Origin of the sequence: Veronia pacifica, from assembly GCF_001707825.1 — a bacterium.
GTDB classification, from domain to species: Bacteria; Pseudomonadota; Gammaproteobacteria; order Enterobacterales; family Vibrionaceae; genus Veronia; species Veronia pacifica.
In genome coordinates this window covers 1-6,231 of sequence record NZ_LYBM01000087.1, presented here as the reverse complement: position 1 = coordinate 6,231, position 6,231 = coordinate 1, and the positions used below count along the sequence as shown (strand labels likewise).

The 6,231-nt window shown below is 48.5% G+C and carries 7 protein-coding genes and 1 pseudogene; 6 read left to right on the top strand and 2 right to left on the bottom strand.

Annotated elements, in window-relative coordinates; genetic code table 11:
• Positions 1-362 precede the first annotated feature (362 nt).
• From A8L45_RS23060 to A8L45_RS23050, 3 genes and pseudogenes are all read left to right on the top strand, one after another.
• Positions 363-965, top strand: coding sequence for a thiol:disulfide interchange protein DsbA/DsbL (locus tag A8L45_RS23060; RefSeq protein WP_068905689.1), 603 nt, complete (start codon positions 363-365; stop codon positions 963-965).
• Between the two features lie 302 nt (positions 966-1,267).
• Positions 1,268-1,768: a hypothetical protein gene (locus A8L45_RS23055; RefSeq protein ID WP_068905688.1), complete on the top strand. Its 501-nt coding sequence runs from the start codon at positions 1,268-1,270 to the stop codon at positions 1,766-1,768.
• Positions 1,769-1,977: 209 nt separating this feature from the next.
• Positions 1,978-2,300, top strand: a pseudogene (locus A8L45_RS23050) (DUF1244 domain-containing protein).
• Between the two features lie 89 nt (positions 2,301-2,389).
• Here A8L45_RS23050 and queC read toward each other — a convergent pair.
• A complete protein-coding gene (queC, locus tag A8L45_RS23045; RefSeq protein WP_068905687.1) occupies positions 2,390-3,076 on the bottom strand; it encodes a 7-cyano-7-deazaguanine synthase QueC in 687 nt (228 codons plus the stop codon).
• A 110-nt stretch (positions 3,077-3,186) separates the two neighbouring features.
• Positions 3,187-4,017 (bottom strand): TOBE domain-containing protein, encoded by an 831-nt coding sequence (locus tag A8L45_RS23040; RefSeq protein WP_068905686.1) that lies wholly within the window; start codon positions 4,015-4,017, stop codon positions 3,187-3,189.
• A 201-nt stretch (positions 4,018-4,218) separates the two neighbouring features.
• Here A8L45_RS23040 and modA point away from each other — a divergent pair, with 201 nt between their 5' ends.
• From modA to A8L45_RS23025, 3 genes are all read left to right on the top strand, one after another.
• On the top strand, positions 4,219-5,025 hold the full coding sequence (gene modA / locus A8L45_RS23035; RefSeq protein WP_083228504.1) for a molybdate ABC transporter substrate-binding protein: 807 nt from the start codon (positions 4,219-4,221) through the stop codon (positions 5,023-5,025).
• A 3-nt stretch (positions 5,026-5,028) separates the two neighbouring features.
• On the top strand, positions 5,029-5,721 hold the full coding sequence (modB, locus tag A8L45_RS23030; RefSeq protein WP_068905685.1) for a molybdate ABC transporter permease subunit: 693 nt from the start codon (positions 5,029-5,031) through the stop codon (positions 5,719-5,721).
• A partial coding sequence (locus A8L45_RS23025; protein ID WP_139122465.1) for an ATP-binding cassette domain-containing protein occupies positions 5,715-6,231 on the top strand: 517 nt, incomplete at its 3' end. The genes modB and A8L45_RS23025, both read left to right, overlap by 7 nt.

The window sequence follows — 6,231 nt, the reverse complement described above, 5'->3', positions numbered from 1 at the left end:
CCCCACCACAAGTGCGGGGCGGATATTATCAAACAGGACAAAGCTGTAAAGTCTTTTCTCAAAAAAGCGGCGCGTTTGCTGGTTTTTTCGACGTGACGCTGTGATGTTATCCAATTTTGGCCTTGTTCGGCAGTTTTAAAACATTCATTCACATTAGAGACTTTGTCGACAGTGCTACCAGAATATGGTTTACCCTGCAGGGTAGGAAATTTGCGAATTGTGAGTTGGGCTGTTCTTTTATTGGCGTCTCCTATACCGATATTTCCATACCCATTACGATGACCGTCACCACGATAAATAAACGCTTGCTTTCAATACGATGAGAGAAGATGAAACAACGGAAACAGGGAGTGTTACAGATAATGCTTAAAAAAATAATGATGGGCACAGTGTTGTTGCTTGGTGCCCTTTCTGCACATGCTGCGCAATTTAAAGAGGGAAACCATTATAGGGTATTAGACCAACCCAAGTCTGAGGCTCCCAATGTCACTGAGTTTTTCTCATTTTACTGTCCTCACTGTAATAATCTTGAGCCAGCTATGGTTGCTCTGAAAAAACAGCTGCCAGATAACGCCAAACTCTATAAAAATCATGTGTCCTTTATGGGTGGGAACATGGGCATAGAGGTGTCTAAAGCGTATGCGACGGCTGAATTGCTCAAAGTTGAAGATAAGATCACGCCAGTATTGTTTGACCGTATCCACAGGTTGCGAAAACAGCCCAAGAGCGTTGATGAACTCCGCCAAATCTTTATCGATGAGGGCGTATCAGCGGATAAGTTTGATAAGACCTTTAACTCGTTCCCTGTGAATGCAATGTCGAATCGATACATGGCTGCCTTTAAGAAAACAGGCCTGACAGGTGTACCCGGACTTGTTGTAAACGGTAAATACGTCGTGCAGATGCAGAGTCTCAAATCGATAGATGAGCTCTTCGAACTGGTTGATTATTTACTAGAGCGATAATTCTGTATTCGACAGAACAAGACTGTGGGGTGATTTTTCTGAGGCGACTCGGCCCACCCCATACTTATTTCCCCTTCTCATTAGAAGTGATCAATAACCTCACCCCCCTCTCATTTATCTGCTTGCGTTACACATCAATGGAAATGACGGCTAATCATAATTAGCAATGTCTTAAGTTTGATTGCGCCTGGTCTACAACGGTCAACTATGTTTGTTATCTATCTGAAAGTGAAAGCCACGCTCTTTTGCTCAGTGTTCTGTCGTTACTTTGACTCCGTTGCAACAAAGGTACGCCCTTATTTATGCAGATTACCAAAAGACACGTAAGACTATTTACTGTTGAGCAGGGCTTATTTCCCGTGTTGGGTAATGCATTCGGTAATGGTATCGGTGCATGGGTTGCTTTTGGCGCGATTGGGATTGTGCCTATGTGGGGCTGGGTCAGTATGGCTGGCGATATTGCGCTGACTTCATTCCTTTTACCTTTCCTTACCACGCTTATCACCAGTGCGATCATCAAAAAGCAGGTGTCATCCGGTTCGGTGCCTCGCGTGCCCACAAATTATCTGAAGCATGTTGAGTGGTTATGGTGTTCGCCCTTTTTAATTGGATTTTTTCTCGGAGGGCTCTCTTTTACAGTAACAGGATTACCTCTCATTCTTATCCTTACCGCTCTTCAGGTTGACCAAATGACTGTCGTTTCGTTTTCTATATTTAAAGCTGTGTGGACGGGTTTTTTGGCTATGGTGTATTCGCCTTTTATTGCTACATGGAGTCTATGTAGAGCAAGTCAGGTAGCGTGAACGAAAATACGTTCTGGCCGTCATACCTCATCTGGAAAGACAGCTTTATACCCGTCGGACATAATTATATGATTAACAGACAAAAGAGTTGCCAGCTGGTAGCCCTTTTTTACATTACTGAAAAAATACGATTGATATACCGAGACAGCCTTTCCCTCGCATTGATGAGGGGGTAGGCGTAAATCACATTTTCTGTGTAGGAGAGAAAAATGTCAGAAAAGATTGATGATTCGCTTCAGGATAAGTTGGATGCAGCTACCTTCAGACGTTTCCTCCACCACCTAGAGACGCATACTGATGTCCAGAACATCGACCTGATGATTCTGGCTGATTTTTGCCGAAACTGTTTAGGCAAATGGTACATGGCAGAGGCAAAAAAAGAGGGGATAGAGGTCAGTTACGATGAGGCACGTGAACGTATATACGGCATGCCTTACAGTGAGTGGAAAGAGAAATATCAGTTGCCGGCACGCCAGAGCAACAAGCGGCTTTTGAAGCGAGACAAAAAGAAAAGGCAGAGGCAGGTAACTAATATACCCTCTCAGATAGCGACGACTTCTACTAAAAAAAGCGGCAATGCCGCTTTTTCTTTATCGCCACCTGACTGCACTGTGACAGATATCAGGCAGTTTTACTCTCCAGTGCAGCCATAACGGCACCCGTGTCTGCCAGATAATCATCAAGGCCACGTTGACGGAGATCGCAGGCAGGGCAATCACCACAACCCGGACCAATGAGACCGTTATAGCAGGTCAGGGTATTCTCGCGGACAAAATCAAGCTTGTTGAATTTATCAGCAAGTGCCCAGGTTTCCGCTTTGTTCAACCACATCAGCGGCGTTTTGATCTCCAGGGCTTTATCCATTCCCAGCACCAAGGCATTGTTCATTGCTTTGACAAAATTATCGCGACAGTCGGGATAGCCGGAAAAGTCGGTTTCACATACGCCAGTGATCAGGGTATTGGCACCCAGTTGATAAGCGTAGATACCTGCAAGGGTCAGAAACAGGATATTCCTGCCCGGAACGAATGTATTCGGCAAACCGTTATCTTGCAGCTCATGAGAAACCGCAATATTGTCACGGGTCAGAGAACTGATCGCCAGCTCGTTAAGCAAGCCCACATCCATGATTTTATGGGAAGAAACACCAAGTGTATTTGCCACTTTCTTGGCGACTTCAATTTCCTCAGCATGGCGTTGGTTGTAATCGAATGTGATGCAATGTACTTCATCAAACTCCGACAGTGCCTGAATCAGACAGGTCGTGGAGTCTTGACCGCCACTGAATACGACAACGGCTTTATTCATAAGGTTACCTTCCGGCTCTGATATCTATGGCGGCATGGTACTTGAAAACGAGCAGCCCGAAAACCTGCAGCCCGAAAAGCAAGTATTTAGCAACTCCGTCAGGTGCCATTTCACTCATGCTGTTCTGGCTTGCGGGGTGAAGAGGCACCGCTGTTACCAAGGCTAGCAATAACAGGGTGACTTGACTGAAAACAAGCCTGATAGCGACCACCTGTCTCCAACCCAAGAGGTGCCAGTGTGTCGGTATTCATCACAGAAAATACCGTATATCCACCACCGATATCCAAACACACTTCAGACTGATTGCCCTCTGCTCGCACACTTACCAGCTTACCAAGCAGGGCGCTTTCACCAGCATTGGGCTGATCTTCCTGTGTGGTGATCCTGACAGAGGGGGCTTTCAACAGCAGCAGAATATGACTGCCGACCTCTAGGCCAAGCCGTTTACTGCTGGCGCGGGTGACTGTGGTCTCACAGCCTTGTCCGCCGGGGAGTGTGGTCACAATCCTATCGTTGATCCCAACAGAGATGATATCGGTGATCTTGGCAGTAAATTGGTTTCGGGCACTGGTCTGCAATGAAAAGTGTGCCATCAGATCCAGTAGATTATCCATGGCGATATTCTGGTCCTGAAGGGCGTTAAGGGCCATATCCTGAACCTGACGGGTGAGGCGGTAAACGGTAAGCAACCTCTGACCAAAGGGTGTGAGCCTTGCTCCGCCACCGCCTTTGCCACCTTTCTCACTCAGGACAACGGGCGTATCAAACGCACTATTCATGGCGTTAACCGCGTCCCAGGCTGCTTTATAACTGATATCAGCCTGTCTGGCTGCCTGATTCAGCGATCCTGTCTGCGTGATTTTCTCTAGCAGGGCAATACGCCTTGGGTTGGCAAACACTTTATTGTTCAGCGAGAGAGTGAGACTGGCATCAAGCTGCATGTGTAAATGGCTCCTGAGCAATGTGTCTGACACCGGATCGTTCGAATATATCGCCGCCAATGATGACGTGCATTTCTAATCCCTATGCTGAAAAGCCTGATCCGGCGCAATGAAGTTGCAAATCCCTCCAGTTTAGCTTGTCTAAGCGTTATTTACTAAGGTATATAACGCTTGCTAGTATTAATGTAGACAGAGCAGAGAATGGCAGTGGGCAGAGTGATAAAACGACAGCGACAATTCTGGGTGATGATCTTGATGCTTTTTTGCATCAGCTCGCCAGTTTCGGCGAAGGAGCGGGTGCTTGTGTTTGCCGCCTCATCAATGACCAATGCACTGATGGATATTGGTCGTCAGTTTGATCGCCAGCATGACAGTGAGATCGTCTTTTCGTTTGCGTCGTCCTCAGCACTGGCGAGACAAATTGCTTACGGTGCGCCAGCTGATCTCTACCTCAGTGCCAACCAAGAGTGGATGGACTACCTCGCGGGTAAGCAAGCAGTAGTTGCCGACTCAACAGTGGTTTTGCTGTCAAACCAACTGGTGCTGGTCAGCCCTAAAGTGAATTCATCAGCTGCTGTGACATTGAATTCTGACTGGGATTTGGTTGCGGCTATCGGTGACAGTCGCCTGGCCATTGCTGATCCAGACCATGTTCCTGCCGGGCGATACGCCAAACAGTCACTTGAGCACCTGGGGCTTTGGAATAAGGCTTCTTCCCACCTCGCTCAGTCGGCCAATGTGCGAGCGGCACTGGCATTGGTAGAGCGGGGCGAATCCCCTTATGGCATCGTTTATCAAACAGATGCCAAGGTGTCTGATAACGTGAGGGTTGCCGCCACATTTCCGCCAGACAGTCATTCTCCCATTCTCTATCCGCTGGCACTGGTTAAACGCGATACCTCCGAGATGACATTAACTTTTTATCGCTATTTGCAGGGGCCTGAAGCTGCAAAGGTGTTTCGTCATTATGGGTTTGAGGTTAAGACACACAGCGTCGGAGAGGAATAAATCGTGTTAAGTGAATACGAGATCGCCGCACTGCTGCTTAGCCTCAAGGTCTCATCAGTGGCGGTGCTTGCCAGCCTGCCTCTTGGCATTCTGTGCGCATGGGTACTTGCCCGTTGTGATTTTTACGGCAAAGCTGTTTTTGATGGCATCGTCCACTTGCCTTTGGTGCTGCCCCCAGTGGTCGTTGGCTATCTGCTGCTTGTCGCTATGGGACGACAAGGCCCGGTTGGCCAGTTGTTGTTTGACTGGTTCGGTATCAGCTTTTCATTCAGTTGGCGTGGCGCGGCACTTGCTTCGGCTGTAGTCTCTTTTCCATTAATGGTCAGGGCGATCCGGCAGGCTATTGAAGGCATTGATGTCCGGCTTGAGCAGGCGGCTCGCACCCTTGGTAGTCATCGTCTTCGCGTTTTTATTACCATCACCCTGCCACTCAGTCTGCCCGGCATTATTTCAGGAATGATCATTGCGTTTGCCCGCAGTCTGGGCGAGTTCGGTTCCACCATTACCTTTGTGTCAAATATCCCCGGTGAAACCCGCACCATTCCGCTGGCGATGTACTCCTTTATTGAAACACCGGGTGCTGAACACGAGGCCATGCGGCTTTGCATTATCTCTATTGTGATTGCGTTGCTATCGCTGGTGGCATCGCAATACCTCACAGCAAAAGCCCAGAAAAGGATGGCAACTTCATGCTGAACAATGAGACTGACACGCTGGATATTGAAATAGAAAAACAGCTTGGCGATATCAGACTCAGTGTCTCGGCGACACTGCCGACAAGCGGTGTAACTGCGGTATTTGGTCGTTCAGGTGCCGGGAAAACCTCTCTGGTTAATATCCTTGGCGGACTCAGCGCGCCTGACCGGGGGCATATTCAGCTAAAAGGCCGGAGTCTGTATCAACACGGGAAGATTAATCTGCCACCGGAGAAGCGTCATATCGGTTATGTGTTTCAGGAATCCCGTCTGTTCCCTCACTACAGCGTCAGTGGGAATCTGACTTATGGCACCCGGGGCAGAAAACCTGCGCACTTTGATCAAATCGTTGACCTGCTGGGGGTGCGCAAGTTGTTGCATCGTTATCCTGCGACTCTGTCTGGTGGTGAAAAACAGCGGGTGGCGATTGGCAGAGCTTTGCTGACCTCGCCCGAACTGCTGTTGATGGACGAACCACTGGCCTCGCTCGATGCCCCCAGAAAACGCGAGT

Bases quoted from the DNA above. Each gene is read 5' to 3' on its own strand.
- modA (WP_083228504.1), top strand. From the start codon at position 4,219: ATGGCAGTGGGCAGAGTGATAAAACGACAGCGACAATTCTGGGTGATG.
- A8L45_RS23040 (WP_068905686.1), bottom strand. From the start codon at position 4,017: ATGCAGCTTGATGCCAGTCTCACTCTCTCGCTGAACAATAAAGTGTTT.
- A8L45_RS23055 (WP_068905688.1), top strand. From the start codon at position 1,268: ATGCAGATTACCAAAAGACACGTAAGACTATTTACTGTTGAGCAGGGC.
- A8L45_RS23060 (WP_068905689.1), top strand. From the start codon at position 363: ATGCTTAAAAAAATAATGATGGGCACAGTGTTGTTGCTTGGTGCCCTT.
- queC (WP_068905687.1), bottom strand. From the start codon at position 3,076: ATGAATAAAGCCGTTGTCGTATTCAGTGGCGGTCAAGACTCCACGACC.